Raw genomic sequence first — 15,473 nt, forward strand, 5'->3', positions numbered from 1 at the left:
GCGCAAGCCTGCTGTTTTGCGTCCACTGTTTAATTAATTTGTTATACCCCGTTACGGTAAATCATTTCTTTTTGAATAGCAGCAATCACCATCTAGAAGCCTAAAAACATCATCTTCAAGCTCAACATAGAGCTTCTCAGATAGTCTAGCCTTGTCAGTAATAGTGGGAGCAGCCTTATCTTTTGGTAAGTAGATTGGTCTCATTGAATTTACAGAGCTTACTTGTCTAGACTGTATATGCTGTAAAGTTTGAGCATTGAGAAGATGAAGTTGAACGTTAGAGTCAAGTGCATATTCTAAATCAGAGTAACCAACTTCAACGCTTACCATACAACGTTCTAAATCATATAACCAAGGTAAGAGAATATAATCAACTTGATTTGATTCAAGCAAGCTCTCAATATACTTGCGACCATCCTTAGTAAGAGTAATTGAATGATCCCATTCTTTACGTTCAAAATAACTTGAGATCTTATGGGCAGGTAATTTGCCTAGGGATACTGGTATATTCCCCGACTTTGTGATGCCCTTACCCACAGATGCGTTAAAACTGTTAGAAAAGTTAGGGCTAAGTTCCTCACGTGCTGACTCATTATTGAAAACTGTCACGCCTTTGTAGAGGTAGCAGAATTGATTATTGTGTGACTCAGGTGTTAACACACCAATTCTTTTAGAAGTTAATTTTTCATTTTGTGTACTTGCACATCCCGATAAAATAACAATTAGAGAAATTAATATGGTGCGTAACATCTAAACTCCTTTAGGGGTATAACGCCGCAAATAAACGTCAAAAAATAGCAGGCTAAACTAAGCGAAGAATGAGCGCAAGTCTGCTATTTTACGTCCATTGTTTAATTAATTTGTTATATGCCTATTACTCAAAGACTACAGAGTTCATCTCTGGTTGTGCCTCAAACTTTGATTTAAAAAATAACACACAGTCGTCAGCGGTTGATATCTTTTCTCTACCAAGGAGTTTTTCTTTAAGGGAACGAGGTTTATCTATTTGGAACACCCATTCTAATTCTGATTTGGGATCATCACCCTCTTCGAAGTAAGTGGATGCGCCAAGCATATATTGACGGTTATTCCATGTAATGTAGCTATACCAGCCCCAATCCTCTGCATCAGGCTCTGTAAATTCAAACTCGGAATCCAATTCTTGTTTTAACCATTTTAAGAGTGATTCGCCATAAATTGGGTTAACAGGATTCTTATTTTCCTTTGAGACATCAAACATAGATGTTTTAAAACTAATGGCAATATGCATGATTCCCTCCAAGGCACATAACGCCACCTTAAACGGTGAGTAATTGTTGGCTAAAATGTGAAGCGGAGCCGAGCCAACTGTTACGAATCCGCCTTTAAGGTTTTGTTATATGAATATTTATTCAAATGCCCCCCTATGAATACACAAGGAATGAGCAATACAAGAGCTAAATAAGAGGATACGCCCTCATTAAAATTAAACACAGTAAATAGAACTTGCGGTAACAGACCGATACCAGCAACCATTTTGACATTCATACTCTTGGTGTCCTCATAGGTTCTAGCTGCGATATAGCCCGCGAGAAGAGTATAAATAATGCCAATTGGTACGTATAGCATTGCGACATATTCCGCACTAGATTGCTGAAAAGTCTCAGTACCCAAACGGCTTACTAAGTAATTCATAAGACCTAAAGTGACAAACTGCCCAAAAGCTAAAATACCTAAACCTCGACCAACAGCTGCTGGAGCTGAAGGCTGTTTACCTTTTAGGCATTCATTCAATGCCTTGTAAAGTAAGTAGATTGCAACTAAGGCAACATAATCAGAAAGATGCACAACGCTTCACCTTATTCATATAACGCTTGCCGTGAACGGCACAAAATAGCAGGCTAAAATTGGCGACAAAGGAGCACAAGCCTGCTGTTTTGCGTCCTTTGGTTTAGGCACTTGTTGTCTAATTAGCACATATAGCTAATTAGACAACTATCAGCTTTTGCAAGCTCAGCTAAAAACTCTTTTAAATGAATAAAGTTCTGGGTGATATACTTTCTATCTTCCTCTATGTCTTCAAAGCTTGGGTAAATTTCAGATTCATCAACCAGATTAAGAAAATTCTCTAACAATTGATTTTCAGATATTTTCGATAATTCGGACGAAATTTCTTTAGTTTGTTCAGTCGAGAAATATCTAGCTGGGCCATAACCAACATCTTCATCAGAAATAGGTATTCCCCCTAAAAATACAGAACCGCCCAGAGAAGTAGCTTCCCAAACACTTTTATTTAGTAAGAAATGAATTGCATGCCACGCTTTATCGACGTCACACGCTTTGCCACTGTCGTCTTCATATAAATACGATACTAGCTTAGACGGCTCTGCCAATATCTCATTTAGCCGTTCTTCACTCACGCTTTTTAATGACGCTATCATTGACATATTGTGAACTCCTTGATTAAGAAAACATAACGCCTTAATAAAAGGCGTAAAATAGCAGGCTGAAATTAGCGAAGAATGAGCGCAAGCCTGCTGTTTTGCGTCCATTGTTTAATTAATTTGTTATGTTCTCTTTTTAAACTGTATGTATTTAACGTGTACTTTATTACCGACAGTACCAAATGCTTTGGGTAAGGCTTTTGCCTTTCTAAGCCCTCTCAATATTGCACGTGAGTGTATTCTAATTGGATTGAGGCTCAATATTTTAAGGTTTATTACTTTACCTTCATTTGTTACATCGAATTCTACGGTACCTTCTGTATTTGTTAAGGCACAGGCAGAAGGCAACGAAGAATTAAACCGTATTGTACTGGGTTCAAAAATACTGAACTTACCTTCAATTGATGTGGCGATACTAATGGGTTCATCTAGAAACTCAATGTCAGGGTCATTGCATGCTTTAGTGACACCAAACTGAACGCCAGCTAAAAGTAATAATGTACTAATCACGATGCCTCCTGAGTACATAACGCCGCAAATTAACGGCTAAAAATAGTTGGCTAAAATTTGTGAGGCACGAACAAAGCCAACTGTTTTTTGTCCGCACTTTTTGATTTACCTTGTTATGTTGCGACTTTATATTGCTCGTATTTTTTAGCATGCTCAGGACGACTCATTAGAGTGGCAGCTTTTATTAAATGCTCCCAAAATAAATGACCTGGGCTTTCATTGCCCTCTATAACACCATCCAATTCTTCCATAGCTAGACGAAGTTCATTCACAGATAAGTACTCAAGAAAGTCTTCTTCACAGTAGCCAAAGTCAGATTCTTTGATTTCAGTCGGAAGCAATTTATATGCTGCGAGTAACTCTGCTGATATTAGCTCCCACTTGTCACTGATACTCATAATTTTCCCTAGCAACATAACATTTTAGTATCGACCCAATGGGTCATTATTCTCATTGTACCAGCTTTATCAGAATAACTAACTTGTTGCTACAGATATATTTTTAATCATTATAGAAACTTTAAAAAGGATAAAAACGACCCAGTGAGTCGTTTTCTTGACGATAGAAGAAACACAATAACACTGTATATAAATACAGCTAAATTGGGACTAGCTCAATGAGAACTCGTTCATCATTTCTAAACCACATTGCAGAGTTTATGCTGACTAAGCAATATTCGCTCAGAACCGTTGATACATATCTTAAGTGGATTTCTTCCCAAATTCATTTTCATGATAAGCGTAACCCAGCTTCAATGGGCGATAACGAGGTTGTCGAATATCTCAACTACCTTGTACTTCAACGTAATGTGTCGCCTAAAAAACAAGCGCCAGCGTTAAATGCATTATCTTTTCTGTATAAGCAAATAATTAAACAGGAGTACGTAAAGCGGTTAAAGAGGCAGCCAAAAAAGCACAAATAACAAAACCTATAACGCCCCACACTTTTAGACATTCATTTGCTACTCATTTACTACAAAGTGGTGCAGATATTAGAACCGTGCAAGCTCAACTTGGTCATTCCGATGTGAAGACAACGCAAATATATACTCATGTTTTACAGCAAGGCGCAAACGGTGTTGTTAGCCCTTTGAGCAAAGTTTTCTAGCTTGTTATAGGTCACCTGCGGGTTCGTTTCTGACTCATACACAACGGCCCTATTTGATTGAATCTCGTTAATAAAGACTAATAGATAAAATTAAGACTTATTCAGATAAAGGGCTTAATTGCCCTTTATTTTTTCCAAAAACAACCGTTTTTGTTCTGGGGTTGCCTGTTGCCACCAATAGTCCAACATGCCAACCACATCTGGATGTGCTGATTTAGGCGCCGCTGGCGTAATTGCTCGTGTGGCAGTGCTTGGCGTTGAATAACGAGGAGCAGTGGATGTTGAAGGCTCACTTACCATCGTCGCCGTTAATTTAGGTCTTTCTTGCGTCACCACCAATGTTGTCGCTAACGATTCATTGGGTGCTTGCAACATAATCAACGGCTGATCTGCAAATGCCTTTGCCGCAACCACATTGTCAGGTCGGTTAAATTCAACCTGATACTCGCCGTCTTGATCGATACTTACTTTTGCCCAAAATGGCTTCGACTCTATGGTTTCGTGGTCGTCATAGCCCACTTCATACAAGTCGGTGTAACGCATTTTGACCGCATACTCACCTTTTGCTAAGTCTAGCTCTCGCACTTTGGAGAAGAATGAGTGTTCAATGGTTTTATCATCAACTTGCAAGGGAATAATTTCTTCAGGAAAACTTAGCAACGCAGCCTGTGAAAGCGGTGACAACAGTAAAACAGCGGTCGCAAGCGTATATTTTAAGCGCATCTATTCACTCCTTCGTGAGTACCAAATCATTATACCTTGATGAGATTACTGCATACCTGCTTATATCTCTACCCTTTTAATTGATGCGCAGCGGGATAACGCATCAAATCTATTGAGTCTCCTTGAGAGTTAGCTATGCTAGAGCAATTCAATATGCAGATAAGGAAGGACCATGAGTTCAGAAACTATTTTTACCAAAATTATTAATCGAGAGATCCCAGCAGACATCGTTTACGAAGATGAACAAGCACTCGCGTTTAGAGACATTAATCCACAAGCGCCATTTCACGTCTTAGTTATTCCTAAAACAGCAATTGCGACCATCAACGACGTGACGGAAGAAAATGCTCATCTTGTTGGTCATTTGTATGTTGTTGCAGCCAAATTAGCGAAAGAGCACGGCTTTGCAGAAGATGGTTATCGTGTAGTGATGAACTGTAATGATCACGGTGGTCAAACCGTATATCACCTTCATCTACATGTATTAGCTGGAAAAGAAATGGGCTGGCCGCCTTATCAAAATACGAAAAAAGTACCAGTTTAGATTATTCTCTGTTAAGCAATGTAAATAAGTAAGTTATTAACAGAAAATGCTAAAAGCTTACTTATTTCAACAAATTACATTTCAATACATATTCTGTACATAATTTCGATTTATTATTTCACTTTGTTATATAGCGGATTTCTCTATCTTGTACTAAAAATTCTAATACAAAAGGTCTGAATCCCATGTTAGCATTGAGAAATCGGAAAAATTAGAGTGTGTCCTAAAATGAGCAGTAGTGCTTTTTTGTTATTAGATAAAGAACCGGTTAACACCATTGGTATCAATGTGTTACAACCTTTGTTAAAAACCCAAGGGTTGGATGTTACGACTGGAACTGATATCTCAGATGTGCCTGAAGGCACTCGATTACTTTTCATCGAAACCGCAGTGAACGATTCTTGGGGTAAATTAAAAGAACAACTAGTCAACCTCAAAGTCAAATGCGATATCGTACTATTCAACTTAGATGAAAACCCAGAGCTGGCCAATCGTGCGCTGCTAAGCGGGATTCGTGGTGTCTTCTACACGACAGATAATGCCGACGTGCTAATGAAAGGGATCCGTTTGTTGCTTGAAGATCAACTGTGGTATCGCCGTGACGTGATGTGTAATGTGTTAAATCGCATGCTGCAATTTAATAAAGATGCATTACATAAACTAACCGAAGGTGATATCGAACCTGTTAAGCTCACTAAGCGAGAAAAAGCAATTATCGCGCTAATGAGTAAGGGTGCGAAAAACAAAGAGATCGCTGAAGAGCTAAATATCAGTCCACATACGGTGAAAACGCATTTGTACAGTGCATTTCGTAAAACCAAATGTCGTAATCGTATCGAACTCCTTTCGTGGGCTCAGCAGAATATTCCTGACGAGATCCGCTAAGCTTCATCTGTCTTTAACCTGCTGACGCAAGTTGGCGGGTGAAAGACAGCGCTGACATCGCGATATCGGGGCTTCAGCTTCATACAGGCTTTACTGCCTTGGCGAATACCTCTATGCTAAGTTTTTTCGCAACTGAAAGCAGCCTTAGGTACATGCTCGACCCAAAAACCCTCTACCTAACTAGTCTCGTCATGACAGCAATGATGGCGCTCCTTACCTTTTTAACGTGGCGAGCAAATAAAAGCACACCCGGAACGCTGCTCTATATTTTTTACCCTCTGGTTTTGCTCTGTGCGATTTCTTCCTTTGCATTACACGGCTATTTTGACAACTGGGAAACTATACCCATTGCTAATACCTTGCTGTTTGCGGCTTCCATTATCCACTGCATGGCGATAAGGCAATTTTTAGGGGTTAAAGGCCCATCCTTTAAAGTGTTTCTCAGCGTTACTGCTGGGCTCTTCATTTTGTTGATGTACAGCAGTATTTTCTCTCCAAACTTGAGAGATAGGATCCTTATCTCGGACTTACAACACTTAGCTGAAGCGACACTCCTGCTCTATTTCTTTAGCCGCTTTGCACGAAATAAATACCCTAACGGCAGCATAGTCTATATCACCATTTTACTTATTATATTGGTGATATTTACCGGCAGAACCCTCTTAATGGGAGAAGTAACGCATTTCACGCTTTTCAAAGAGAACTGGTTTACCATCACTATTTTCTTCAATGGCGTTCTTGCACCTATTTTTTATGCAACAGGTATGGCGCTGTTATGTAACGAGCAAAGAGAACAAAACCTTAATAAACTTGCATTAAAGGCACAACAAGACCTTGAGCTGCGCGGTATGTTTTTATCAACGATCAGTCATGAGATACGGACTCCGCTTAACGGCATCTTAGGCAGCGCCCAACTCGTACTAGGACGCACCAGAGATAGTCGCAACAAGGCCTACTGTGAGGCCATCGTAAACTCTGCTGAATCGCTAAACTTACTGATTGATAAAGTACTAGACTACGCCAGTTTGGAGCAAAGTGATGAAGCCTTGTACGAAGAGGACGTTGAGCTTAGAAGTTGGCTACAAAACCTTTGCTTATTGTTAAGTCCGCTCGCAGAGCAAAAGAAACTGCACTTTGAACTGGTGTACGAGCTGCCCGATCAGGTGTGCTATTACTTTGACCAACAAAAGCTGAGACAAATTCTTATCAACCTCGTTGGTAATGCCATTAAGTTCACTGATAAAGGGGAAGTAAAACTCAAAGTTGAGATTTTAAAAGACCAACAAATTGAGCATAAAGTGCGCTTTAGTATCACGGACTCAGGGCCAGGTATTGATAGTGAAGATATTAATAAACTGACTGAGCCATACGTACAAAGTAGTGCAGGTAAAGTTAAGGGTGGCACAGGCTTGGGGCTTGCCATTACCAGTCGCCTACTCAACCGTCTGAATTCACAGCTAGATATTCAAAGTGAGCTTAACAAAGGCAGTACATTCAGTTTTGATTTACTGCTAAACATTGGTGAACTGAGCTTAGTGGAGCAGCGCCCGCAGCACGATAACTGTATCACTGGTCTGAAAGTACTGTTGGTAGAAGATCTAGATCTCAACCAAAAAATCGCTATTGAGTTTATGGCAGAAGATGAGCATAAGGTTAAATTGGCAACCAATGGTAAAAGCGCCATCGAGATGCTAATACAGCACCATTTCGATGTGGTGTTGTTAGACATGAACTTACCCGATCTTTCCGGGCAAGAAGTATTAAAGCAGCTACAAAATTGTGAACATAAAAACAAACGAACCCCTTTCCTAGCCTTTACTGCCAGCCTCAGTCCAGATGAGGTAAAAGAATACTTGGCACTCGGCATTCGCGATATTGTTGGCAAACCGATAAAGCAAGAAAAATTACGCCAAGCGCTTAGCGAGTCTCAGTCTCCCAAAAAAGCCAATGTCAGCGTAGAATTGCCCGATATCCTATACGATGAAACGGCGGTAAACGCCCTAAAATCTGGATTTAGTGAAGATGAAGTCTCTTCGATTTACAACGAGTTTGTGTTGTCGGCTCGTAATAAACTCATCCATATTCAGCAGCTATTAGAGCAAGATGAAGATCAATGTATCAGACAGCTTCATCGTCAAGCCAGCACCGCCTTACAACTCGGATTTAATCGCTATGGCTCAAACTTGAAAAAAGCAGAGCGCCGCTTATTGGATGGTAAATCCTGCCATGATGAACTCACAGAAGCCATGACGCTATGGCAAGAAAGTCTCGCGGCATATCTCCACTTCGTTCGTAAAGAGGCAATGGGTTAAGCGTCATTAAACGCATGTTGTTCGACATCATAATAAAACTTGTTCATGCTTAGTGAGCATTTACATTAACGCTAATTTAACCGAGGCAAACCGCTCGCCTTGGGCAATAACTATAAAATTAAGGGAACATCTATGTCATTTTTTAAATCACCATTAGCCATTGCTATTGGTGCTGCTGTGATTGGTTTGGCTCAGCCAGCTAGCGCTGATGATGCCGTTACAGCCACGCAAACAGAAGAGAAGTCAACCAAAGGCTGGGATGTGCTCAACCCACCAGGTGAAAAGCAAACCATCACCATCGATACCAACGAAACCACATGGAGTAACTTAGATGTTAGCCCTGATGGTAAAAGCATCGTCTTTGATATGCTTGGCGACCTTTACATCATGCCAATTGGCGGTGGTAAAGCAACAGCCTTAACATCCGACATGGGCTGGAACATTCAACCTAAGTTTTCGCCTGATGGTAAACACATCGCATTTATCTCCGATCGCGCAGGTGGCGATAACCTGTGGGTGATGGACGTAGATGGCCAAAACCTGCGTCAGGTGTCAAAAGAAGTGAATAATATTGTTCACAACCCCGCATGGTCGCCTGATGGTCAATACATTGCAGTTAAGCAAGGTCAAGTAACGGGGCGTACCATCCCAGGTGGCTCTATTCGTATGTATCACATCAGCGGTGGTAAAGGCGTGTTGGTCCGTGAGCGTCTACATGGTGCAAAATCGCAAAAGAACGTTGCAGAACCCGCTTTTTCTCACGATGGCAAGAAAATCTATTACTCAGTTGATGCGACCTCTGGCGTGCGCTGGGAATATAACAAAAACTCGCTCGATGCTGTTTTCGAAATTCGTAGTTGGGACTTAGCAACCGGTGAAGAAGAGACCGTGATCCGTGGTGCTGGCGGTGCTATTCGTCCAACCGTCAGTCCTGATGGCAAATCTATTGCGTTTGTTAAACGCGAAGATAACGGCAACGAAATGGTCGGTTCCTTATATATTAAAGATCTACACTCAGGCGTCGAAACTCGTGTTTATGCCGGCCTTGATCGCGATTTACAAGAAGCCAATGGCGCACATGGCAACACACCTTCTTTTGCTTACACGCCGGATGGTAAATCCCTCGTTTTTTGGGCGAAAGGGGTATTCAACCGCGTCAATATTGCATCGCACGAGGTCAACGTCATCCCTACTCGCGTTGTCGCTGAAAAACAAATCACACCGGCACTACGCTTTGCGGTAGATGTCGCGCCTGACACCTTTAAAGTCAAACTTGCACGCTGGTCTCAAATTTCTCCTGATGGTGAAACTGCACTATTCCAAGCGCTTGGCTACCTTTACGTAAAAGACATTGCGTCAGGCAAAGTAAAACGCCTCACTAAGCAAACTGACCACTTTGAGTTCTACCCAAGCTATTCTCGCGATGGCAAGTCTATTGTTTACACAACTTGGAATGATAAAGACTTAGGCGCAATACGTGTTGTATCTGCAAACGGTGGTAAAGGTAAAGTGATCACCCAAGAACCTGGTCACTATATCTCACCGAGCTTTTCACCAAATGGCAAAAACGTGCTATTTAAAAAGGTAACCGGCGGCTACTTGCTAAGCGGTGACTGGTCAATGCACCCTGGTATTTATCTAGTTAATGCTAACGGCGGTGAAGCAAAACGCATTATTAAAAGCGGTGACAATCCGCACTTTGGAGCAGACTCTGAGCGCATTTACTTCTCCACCATGAGTGATGAAACACATCGCGAACTAAAAAGTGTTAACCTCAATGGTCAAGAAGAACGTAGCCACTTCAAAGGTGATTATGTCTTTGACTTTAAAGTCTCTCCAAATGGCCAATACGTTGCATTTATCGAGCATTTCAATACATTTGTTGCACCTTTTACCAGTACAGGTAAAACCTTATCCATTAACAAGGGTGAGAAAGCTTTCCCAGTTAAGCAAGTGTCAAAGTACTCTGGTGATTTCCTAAATTGGAAAGCAGACAGCAGCGCGCTAACTTGGGCATTTGGTCCCACACTTTATCAGCGCAAACTGACTGACACTTTCGCTTTCGTCGATGGTGCATCTGACAACACCGATGAGCTAACCGCTGAAGGCATCGACTTGAGTTTTGAGCAAAAAGCAGATAAGCCTGAAGGTATGATTGCGCTAGTTGGCGGTAAAGTAGTAACCATGCGCAACGCTGAGAACGAACAAGAAATCATCGACAATGGTGTGATCCTCATCAAAGAGAATCGCATCGTTGCAGTCGGTAAGCAAGGTGAACTAAACGTTCCTAGCACAGCTAAAGTAATGGATATTAGCGGTAAAACCGTGATCCCAGGCCTTATCGATGCCCACGCGCATGGTAGTTACGGTAGCTATAACCTACAGCCACAGCAAAACTGGAATCAGTATTCTAATCTTAGCTTTGGTGTGACGACTATCCATGATCCATCAAATAACTCTGCCGAGGTATTTTCTATGGCAGAACTACAAAGAACGGGTTTAACGGTCGCGCCACGCACCTATTCTGTTGGACGTATTTTATATGCTGGCCACGCGCCGGGTTATAAAACACCAATCAGTAACCTTGAAGACGCAGAGTTCCACGTTAAACGCCTAAAAGACGCTGGCGCTATTTCAGTGAAGAGTTACAACCACCCTCGCCGTGAGACACGTCAGCAAGTATTGGAAGCGGCGAAGAACATGGAAATCATGGTTGTGCCTGAAGGTGGTTCAAAATTCCAACACAACATGAACATGATAGTCGATGGTCATACCGGTGTTGAACATGCCCTGCCGATCCCGAATATTTACTCTGATATCGAACAAATGTGGGGACAAACAAACGTTGGTTTTACGCCAACTTTTGTTGTCGCCTATGGCGGTATCTCTGGCGAAGAATACTGGTATCAACACACTAATGTGTGGGAAAACGAGCGCTTAATGAGCTTCGTTCCTGAGTATGTGGTAAAGCCAAGATCAATTCGTCCAAGCAAAGCACCTGAACGTCACTATAACCATATCAATGTCGCCAAAACCGCAAAACAGCTTCGCGATAAGGGTGTGACTGTACACATTGGTGCTCACGGCCAGCGTGAAGGTCTAGCTGCACATTGGGAATTATGGTCTATGGCACAAGGCGGGTTTACACCTTGGCAGGCGCTTCGCAGCGGTACAATCGACGGTGCAAGATATCTAGGTATGGACCGTGACCTTGGTACGATTGAACAAGGAAAACTTGCCGATCTTGCCATCATAGATGGTGATGTGCTGTCTAACATCCGTGATTCAGAGAAAGTTGCCTACACCGTGATCAATGGCCGTGTCTACGATGCGGCAACCATGAATGAAATCGGCAACTATGACAATAAACGTCAGCCTTTCTTCTTCGAAAATGGCGCGCAAACCCAAATGCATCCAGCAACTGCTGAGTATATGGAAGAAAAGGCCCATACCTATCATTGGAAACACTAATACGTAGCACGATTGAAGAGTGAAACGTTAAGTTTACAAGCCCGGCTATCTAGATAGCCGGGTTTTTTATTTTTTGTCTAGATCTTAATCAATACTGTTCTATGCTGTTATAGGTACTTCCATAGCAACAGGGAATTAGGTTATGTCTGGGTTTTCGCAATTTTTTAACTCTCTTAATTTAACTAAAAAGCTGATTTTTGCATTTCTAATCGTCGCGCTCGTGCCGTTGATAGTAATTATTTCCATCGCACTTAATACCGCATCGAATGCCATGACAGCGCAAGTATATTCACAACTTGGTGCCGTTAGTGAGATCAAAAAAAGCGCGGTTAATCGCTACTTTAAGACCGTTGAGGATAAACTCGATGCCTTTACAGCAAACCCATTGCTTCCTGTGATTGCACAAGAGTTTATTACCAGCTTTCCTAGCGCTCAGGCCGATATTAACTATGCCAAATTATCTCGATTTTATGATGAAGTGTTCGTACCTAAATTCAATCAAGAAAACCCCGAAGATACGAGCACAGCAAGGCTCATTGGTAACATTTCAGAGTCTGGGCTTGCGCTGCAAGCACGTTACTTAGCAAGCAACCCCTACCCAGTTGGTGAAAAGTACAAATTTATTGAAACCGGTCACTTAGATAGTTATGACCTTGCTCACCGCAGTTACCATCCATATATGCTTAATATCGCCGACATTTATGAGTTTTACGATATCTTTATCATTGACCCAAGTAATGGAAATATTGTCTATTCTGTATTTAAAGAGGTTGATTTTGCTACGTCACTAGAATCGGGTCCTTATGCCAATAGTAATCTAGCTTCTCTTTATCGAGAACTGAAGGACTCAGCGGATCCAACAATCAGCGCTTTCGCAGACTACAAACAATACCTCCCCTCCTATAATGCCCCCGCTAGTTTTATTGCCAAACCTATCGTGGTGAATGGCCAAACCATTGCAATTGTAGCTGCACAGCTATCTATTGATGCCATCAATGCCATTATGACCGAGCGAGAAGGCTTAGGAGAAAGTGGTGAAACCTACCTAGTCGGCCCTGAGGGTCTGATGCGTTCAGACTCATTCTTAGATCCACAACATCATTCCGTGGTGAATTCATTTCGATACCCTGAACGCGGCAAGGTAGCCACGCTTGCAGTCTCTCAAGCATTAAATAATCAATCTGGACAACAGGTTATTGAAGACTACAACGGCGAAGCCGTGTTGTCTGCCTATACACCGGTCGAAGTCTTTAATACCCGTTGGGCACTGCTTGCCGAAATTGACGAAGCGGAAGCATTTGCTTCTATCACCTCGCTCTCTCAATACCTGATGATTATTTTAGCGGTCACTATAGTGTTAGTACTGATAGTCGCCTACTGGTTCTCAAAAACGCTTACCAAACCTGTTCACGAGTTGGTAGAAACCATGAAATCAGTTGAGCAGGAAGGCAACTTTTCATTGCGAGCGCCCATTCGTAGCCACGATGAAATAGGCAACAGTGCACAGGCATTTAATTCACTACTGGATGCCTTACAGCTTTCTATCACTGAGGCTAATCGCGTCATGAATCAAATGGCCTCGGGCAAGTTTGACGACCGCATAAAAGTACCGTGTCGGGGCGAGCTAGAAACCCTAAAAGAAGCCACTAACCACTGTGCCAATACGTTAAGCCGAGCTATTTCTGAACTGAATGAAATTTCCATCGATATGGCAAATGGTCGCTTCGATACCAAACTTAATGCTCCCATGTCTGGCGATTTAGACAAGCTCAAAAATAATATTAACGATTCTTTGGCATCGATTAATTCGACTATGAACGGTATTGTTCATGTCATGACTAATATTGAACAGGGTAACTTTAAGGAGCAAGTAACCGTACCCGCTAAAGGAAAACTAGCGCAGCTCAAAGATTCGGTAAATAATTCCGTACGCAGCCTTAGCAGTGCGATTGACGGTATCAGCACGATTATGTCTGCACTACGCCAAGGCGACTTTTCTGCGCAACTCGAGGCCCCTCTCGCAGGCCAATTAGATACCTTAAAACAAGATATCAACTCCAGCATGGCAAACCTAGACAGAGTAATGAAAGAAATCGGCACTGTGATGGCTGGCGTCAGCAACGGCGACTTTAAACAACAAGTGGACGTAGCAGCAACGGGTCAGCTCGCGCAACTTAAAGATAATATCAATGCTTCTGTGACCGCCGTTGATGTTGCTATCTCGGAAATCTCTACGGTGATGATGGCTATTAGCCATGGTCGATTTGACCGCACCATTCAATCTGCGATGTCTGGCCAGCTCGATAATCTCAAAGGTGATATTAACCGTTCGGTCGAGAACCTCAATCAAGTCATTGAAGAACTCGGCAGCGTAATGGGCGCAATGTCCGAAGGAGACTTTAGTCAAAAAATAGAGTTGCCACTACAAGGTCAACTGCAACAACTTAAAGAGAATGTAAATGACTCGACTTTACAGGTCTCTGGGGCTATCTCCGAAGTCAGCAGTGTATTGGCTAACGTTGCTCAAGGTGACTTAAGTAATCAAGTAAAGGGTGAATATTTTGGCGTGTTTAAGTCTCTTCAGAATGACACCAATACCACAATTAAAAAACTCACCAGTGTAATCGAAGGGATCCAAGCCGCAGCAAATTATGTTGCTCAAAGTGCCGGTGAAATAGCGGCGAGTAACACCGAAATCAGCCAACGCACAGAAGAGCAAGCAGCAAACTTAGAAGAAGCCAGTGCCAGCACCGGCAATATGTTAGATGAACTCACTAAAGTTTCAAACCAATCTGGTGATGCCGTAGGACTAGCAACAAACGCAGAAAACATAGCCAAAGAAGGAGGCAGTTTATCTGCCCAAACCGTAGCTGCAATAATTGAAGTGAACAAAGCCAGTAAAGACATTAATGAGATTGTATCGGTGATTGATGGACTTGCGTTTCAAACCAACCTGCTGGCACTAAATGCTGCCGTTGAAGCGGCACGAGCAGGGGAAAATGGCCGTGGCTTTGCTGTCGTTGCAAACGAAGTACGAGAGCTGGCAGGGCGTAGCGCCGCTTCTGCAAAGCAAATCAAAGAAATTATCTCAAACAGTAATCAAAAGGTAGAGCAAGGGACTGAACTTGCCAATAGTTCCGGTGAAAAGCTGCAACAAATCGTTGGTGCCGTGAGTGATGTAAATAACAACATCATTAAAATCAATGAGTCGACTTCAATGCAGCAACAAGCCATTAAAGAAGTGGATTTGGTGGTGCAAAGGCTAACGGATCTTATTCAAGAAAACTCTGCAATTACCGAAGAAACGATGGCAGCGGCGAGGCAAATGGCTGAGCAAGCCCATGAAATGCGCACCCAGTTGAGCTATTTCCGTTTATCAAAGAATGATTATAGCGCCACTGGCAGAGAAGGTGAATTGCTTGTGCATCAATATAATGCATCTTAGGGCCTGTTGAGTTTCGAGTTAGAGCATGCCCAACTAAGCTTTTTAGTTGGGCA

The 15,473-nt window shown here is 42.2% G+C and carries 12 protein-coding genes and 1 pseudogene; 6 read left to right on the forward strand and 7 right to left on the reverse strand.

The window, feature by feature from the left end:
• Positions 1-51 precede the first annotated feature (51 nt).
• The 6 genes from EXT48_RS16960 to EXT48_RS16985 form a co-directional block, all read right to left on the reverse strand.
• On the reverse strand, positions 52-750 hold the full coding sequence (locus EXT48_RS16960) for a hypothetical protein (protein WP_130165109.1): 699 nt from the start codon (positions 748-750) through the stop codon (positions 52-54).
• A 124-nt stretch (positions 751-874) separates the two neighbouring features.
• A complete protein-coding gene (locus EXT48_RS16965) occupies positions 875-1,270 on the reverse strand; it encodes a hypothetical protein (protein ID WP_130165110.1) in 396 nt (131 codons plus the stop codon).
• A gap of 80 nt (positions 1,271-1,350) precedes the next feature.
• Complete coding sequence (locus EXT48_RS16970; protein WP_130165111.1) at positions 1,351-1,827, reverse strand: hypothetical protein; 477 nt, start codon at positions 1,825-1,827, stop codon at positions 1,351-1,353.
• A gap of 122 nt (positions 1,828-1,949) precedes the next feature.
• Complete coding sequence (locus EXT48_RS16975) at positions 1,950-2,426, reverse strand: YfbM family protein (RefSeq protein WP_130165112.1); 477 nt, start codon at positions 2,424-2,426, stop codon at positions 1,950-1,952.
• A gap of 120 nt (positions 2,427-2,546) precedes the next feature.
• Positions 2,547-2,933 carry an energy transducer TonB gene (locus EXT48_RS16980; RefSeq protein WP_130165113.1) on the reverse strand — a complete coding sequence of 129 codons (387 nt, stop codon included), beginning with the start codon at positions 2,931-2,933 and terminating at the stop codon, positions 2,547-2,549.
• 113 nt (positions 2,934-3,046) lie between these two features.
• Complete coding sequence (locus tag EXT48_RS16985; RefSeq protein ID WP_130165114.1) at positions 3,047-3,331, reverse strand: hypothetical protein; 285 nt, start codon at positions 3,329-3,331, stop codon at positions 3,047-3,049.
• A gap of 218 nt (positions 3,332-3,549) precedes the next feature.
• On the opposite strand from EXT48_RS16985, the pseudogene EXT48_RS16990 reads away from it, so the two are divergent.
• A pseudogene (locus tag EXT48_RS16990) lies at positions 3,550-4,040 on the forward strand (tyrosine-type recombinase/integrase).
• Between the two features lie 114 nt (positions 4,041-4,154).
• Here EXT48_RS16990 and EXT48_RS16995 read toward each other — a convergent pair.
• A complete protein-coding gene (locus tag EXT48_RS16995; protein WP_130165115.1) occupies positions 4,155-4,763 on the reverse strand; it encodes a DUF2057 domain-containing protein in 609 nt (202 codons plus the stop codon).
• A gap of 172 nt (positions 4,764-4,935) precedes the next feature.
• Between EXT48_RS16995 and EXT48_RS17000 the strand changes: the two genes are divergently transcribed.
• The 5 genes from EXT48_RS17000 to EXT48_RS17020 all read left to right on the forward strand — a co-directional run bounded on the left by EXT48_RS17000 (position 4,936) and on the right by EXT48_RS17020 (position 15,420).
• Positions 4,936-5,307, forward strand: coding sequence for a histidine triad nucleotide-binding protein (locus EXT48_RS17000; RefSeq protein WP_010376435.1), 372 nt, complete (start codon positions 4,936-4,938; stop codon positions 5,305-5,307).
• A gap of 228 nt (positions 5,308-5,535) precedes the next feature.
• Positions 5,536-6,192 (forward strand): helix-turn-helix transcriptional regulator, encoded by a 657-nt coding sequence (locus EXT48_RS17005; RefSeq protein ID WP_010376437.1) that lies wholly within the window; start codon positions 5,536-5,538, stop codon positions 6,190-6,192.
• A 152-nt stretch (positions 6,193-6,344) separates the two neighbouring features.
• Positions 6,345-8,504, forward strand: coding sequence for an ATP-binding protein (locus EXT48_RS17010; protein WP_130165263.1), 2,160 nt, complete (start codon positions 6,345-6,347; stop codon positions 8,502-8,504).
• A gap of 132 nt (positions 8,505-8,636) precedes the next feature.
• Complete coding sequence (locus tag EXT48_RS17015; RefSeq protein ID WP_130165116.1) at positions 8,637-11,975, forward strand: amidohydrolase family protein; 3,339 nt, start codon at positions 8,637-8,639, stop codon at positions 11,973-11,975.
• 142 nt (positions 11,976-12,117) lie between these two features.
• Positions 12,118-15,420, forward strand: a complete 3,303-nt coding sequence (locus EXT48_RS17020; protein WP_130165117.1) for a methyl-accepting chemotaxis protein — start codon at positions 12,118-12,120, stop codon at positions 15,418-15,420.
• Positions 15,421-15,473 lie beyond the last annotated feature (53 nt).

The sequence above is a fragment of the Pseudoalteromonas sp. CO348 genome, from assembly GCF_004208845.1.
In the GTDB taxonomy this organism is placed as follows: domain Bacteria; phylum Pseudomonadota; class Gammaproteobacteria; order Enterobacterales; family Alteromonadaceae; genus Pseudoalteromonas; species Pseudoalteromonas maricaloris.